This window comes from Nostoc sp. CHAB 5715, assembly GCF_020829685.1.
GTDB lineage: Bacteria > Cyanobacteriota > Cyanobacteriia > Cyanobacteriales > Nostocaceae > Nostoc.
The window spans coordinates 1-3,697 of sequence record NZ_JAIVFR010000769.1 but is presented as its reverse complement, the minus strand read 5'-3'; the positions used below and the strand labels follow the sequence as shown (position 1 = coordinate 3,697).

General features: G+C 37.5%; 4 protein-coding genes. 2 read left to right on the top strand and 2 right to left on the bottom strand.

The features are described 5' to 3' along the window. The coding region (locus LC574_RS30900) for a hypothetical protein (protein ID WP_229457403.1) at nt 1-190 on the top strand (190 nt) is incomplete at its 5' end. A 143-nt stretch (nt 191-333) separates the two neighbouring features. Here LC574_RS30900 and LC574_RS30895 read toward each other — a convergent pair. Continuing rightward, on the bottom strand, nt 334-1,341 hold the full coding sequence (locus LC574_RS30895) for a hypothetical protein (protein ID WP_229457402.1): 1,008 nt from the start codon (nt 1,339-1,341) through the stop codon (nt 334-336). Nucleotides 1,342-1,616: 275 nt separating this feature from the next. Here LC574_RS30895 and LC574_RS30890 point away from each other — a divergent pair, with 275 nt between their 5' ends. Beyond that, complete coding sequence (locus LC574_RS30890; protein ID WP_229457401.1) at nt 1,617-2,261, top strand: tail fiber domain-containing protein; 645 nt, start codon at nt 1,617-1,619, stop codon at nt 2,259-2,261. Nucleotides 2,262-2,578: 317 nt separating this feature from the next. On the opposite strand, the gene LC574_RS30885 is transcribed toward LC574_RS30890, so the two are convergent. Continuing rightward, nucleotides 2,579-3,373: a GNAT family N-acetyltransferase gene (locus LC574_RS30885; protein ID WP_229457400.1), complete on the bottom strand. Its 795-nt coding sequence runs from the start codon at nt 3,371-3,373 to the stop codon at nt 2,579-2,581. Nucleotides 3,374-3,697: the final 324 nt, after the last annotated feature.

Here is a 3,697-nt window from a genome sequence, read left to right as displayed (position 1 = left end):
GTCGTTTATTGAATTCGGGTGGTCGTTTATTGAATTCGGGTGGTCGTTTATTGAATTCGGGTGGTCGTTTATTGAATTGGAGGTATCGTTCATTGAATTCAAGCAGTGGTTAGGGTGGGGTAAAACCCAGATTCTTGAACAACTTCAGACTTGTGTGTACACCGTAGCCCCTTCACAAGGGGAGGGTTAGGGTGGGGTAAAACCTGTCTTCTTCAGCTATTTTCAAACTTATGTGTACACCGTAGCCTACCAAGCGGGGAGGGAGTTGGGGGTGGGGTTTGTATCTCACCAAAGCGGTAAACGCTATAAATATCACATACAGCACTTTGTAAGTCAATGAAGTTCCAAAAGATAGCTTAGAGAAAAAACATTTCCATAATTATTGCCCAAAGCATCACAAACCAAAACTGGACTACTCGTCTGATTGATGATTTGGGCAACTTGTGGGTTGTCATAACTCATACCCTTATTCCACCAAGTTTCTGCCTGGGAACTCACCTTAGAAGAAATCAGTCCACAAATAATCATTAATGCCATGATTATCTGCCAAATGCTCCGGCGTGATACGCTTTCATTATATATTTGCGTAGCTAGTAGGTAAGCAACAGTTACTTGGATTCCTAAATAAGCTGGTAGGAAATATGGTTCGGTAGATAATTGTATGCTACCAGCACTTGACAGTATTAAGGGTAGCGCTGGCACTACAATCAATGTAATGATAAAAAACCAGACTTTATAGTTAGTTGTTAGACAAAGAAAACAAATTGAATATCCTACCAAAATTAAAAAAATGGGTGTAATTAAAGAGTTTAGAGGATTATTTTGTCTAAGGTCTATATCAAAAAAAATCTGGCTTAACTGCATCTGCAAAAATGGAAATATAGGCATCGAAGATGACTTAATTTTCGTTTTCTCTGCTGAAATCAAAAATTGAAAAAAGTCACCCATCACAATTGTTATCCAAGGCATGAAGGCTAAAAAACCTACCAAAGATACTAATAGATAAGTTCTGACAGTTTCAGTCAACTTAAATTTGGCAGTTATTATTACATAAATTCCGTGAGCAAGTGCTACAAATGCACTCCAAAGAAAAGTATAAAGACTAATGGCTAAAGTTACTGCATAAATGCTCCAGATAGCGAATAAATCTGGTCGTTGTCGTTCTTCTAGTGGCTTATCTTTATCTTTTGATTCTAGCCGCATTGCTCGTAATAGAGACGCACTAGATAGTAATATGGTGACTAACCAGAGAATATATTCTTGTGCTTCTTGGGCATAAACTAGTTGAATTGGAGAAATTGCCATAAGTGCGATCGCTACACCAGGAACCGATAATGGCACATTAAATAATTCTCGGCATAGCCAATAAACGCAAGGAAAAACCAGCTTTAATAATGATACAAATACGCTGGTAGGGGCATGGCATTGCCATGCCCCTACGAGAAATCTATATGTATCAGGATTTTCGTGAATTGGTATAAGATGTGTAAGTTTTATAAATACCTCTCTTCTATTAACGCATACATTGATATTATGGTTAAGAGCTAGTCTACTTGATTAACTAGCAGAGGTATTTAATTTCTTCTTAACTTACATTCCATTTGGTTAATAACCATATGTCTAATAACTTCTCTCGCAATCAAATTTTAAAAGCAACTAGCGCTTTCATTGTTGGAGCAGCAGCTACAAAAATCCTTGGCGATGAACCAGCACAAGCACAACAGAGCCAAAGGATTTTTGTCAGTAATAATCTTGATTTGAACTTTCCTCAGATTCAGATCAGGCAGACACAGGAGGGTGATTTCGCCCGATTGCGATTCAATGTGGCTACTTTTGCCTTTTGGGATATCGCAGTTGGTCCTGGTAATAACAGCGTAATGAATTTCTTTTCAAACCTTACAAATAATAATGTAATGAGTTTGAACCCCAATGGAAATGTTTCAATTACTGGTGCGTTAATCCAGGGTTCATCTAAGAAGTTGAAGGAAAATATTACCGAGCTTTCAAGTAAAGAGGCACTTGAGACACTAAAAGACTTGAACCCTGTCAAGTTCAAATACAAAGCTGATACAGAAAAAACACACCACATTGGATTCATTGCAGAAGATGTTCCAGAGCTTGTAGCAACCCCTGATAAAAAAGGACTCAGTTCTATGGATATCGTAGGGGTACTAACCAAAGTTGTTCAGGAACAGCAAAAAACAATATTAGCATTGTCAGAGAAAGTAAGAGCATTGGAAGACAAAAATGTTAAAAGGTAAATAATTGAGACGTGATTCAAGTCATACTGGTAGTATTTCAGAGTTGGTGATTAACTATAATCCAATACAGTTCAGTTAAGGCTAAAAATTAAAACTGGCGTAGGTTGGGTTGAGGAACGAAACCCAACATTATCAAGGCTTTGTTGGGTTTCGCTGTCGCTCAACCCAACCTACGATTCTTCTTAACTGAACCGTATTGAACTATAATCGACAGTAAAGTATAGCGCTAGTCCCCATAAAATTTGGGTTTAGCCCAAATTTTATGGTAGCCCTGAATTCCCTACAAAGCAATGAGGAGAATTCAAGTTAGAGGATGTTTACAAAATTTGGTAACGCCATCTAGGAAAGTCATTGCTATTAGATATAGTTAAAAAATCAATAGTCTTAAACTGCCGATCAATAGCTGGAAGGCTGCATATTTTAGCTCCAATATTCAAGTATGCCTGTAAAATTTTAGGAGTCTCAACATTATATGAATCTGGACAATTCGGAGGCATTTTTAGACAAAATTGTGAATTTGGATAAACCAAAATACTTGGATGCATCAAGCCATTCTGCTGAAAATAATCATAAGTGCAAGTAGCTTTTAAAGGGCATTGTGTTAGTAATGATGCACAGCCAAAGAAATATTGATTTCTACTCCAGATGAGATAATTTGCTAGCCCTTTCCATAATAGTAAAAGTGCCTGACTGTTGCGGTATTCTTTAGCTATACATGCACGTCCAACTTCAACTGATGCCTGAAGCACAGAATTGGGAATTGCATTAAGATTAAATATATCGGCAGCATCAAAGCCTAGTTTTTGAGAAGCCATTGCATAGGTTTGCATCCGATAAGTTCCAATGGTTTTACCAGTTTGTTTGGAGATCATGATTAAATGATGGCAAACCATATCAAACTTATCTATATCCATCTGGGTAAAGTTAGAAGCAGAAAATCCCACGCCTAGTTCAAGATTAAAAACTTCAAAGCGCAACCGAAAAATTGATTCTAATTCTTCTTCAGTTGACGCTAGCCGTAGGGTATATTTTTCAGTTTGAAGGACGGGAAAATCTTCAAGAGTGAGAGGAGGATTCAGTGGGTAATTGATGTTGCGTCCAGAAACTTCCATCTATCTTCCTACTTAGATTTGCGAAAGTATTTTACTAGGATTTAGGCACTATACAAATAGCTCACATTATGCATTAATGTGTCGAAGTGTGATTGAGACGGTTTTTGATAAAAGAACCTCTAGAGAGCTTTTTTACACCAATTCACGAAAACCCTGATACATATAGATTTATCGTAGGGGCATGGCATTGCCCATTCGTGTCAACTTAAGCTAAAAATCGCTTATCTGTTGGCTTCCACGCCCGCCCAGAAATGAATTTCAGCGGCTCATAGCTAAAGTCTACTGAAGTAGACTAAAAATTTTTCGGATTATTTAGTCATCAAA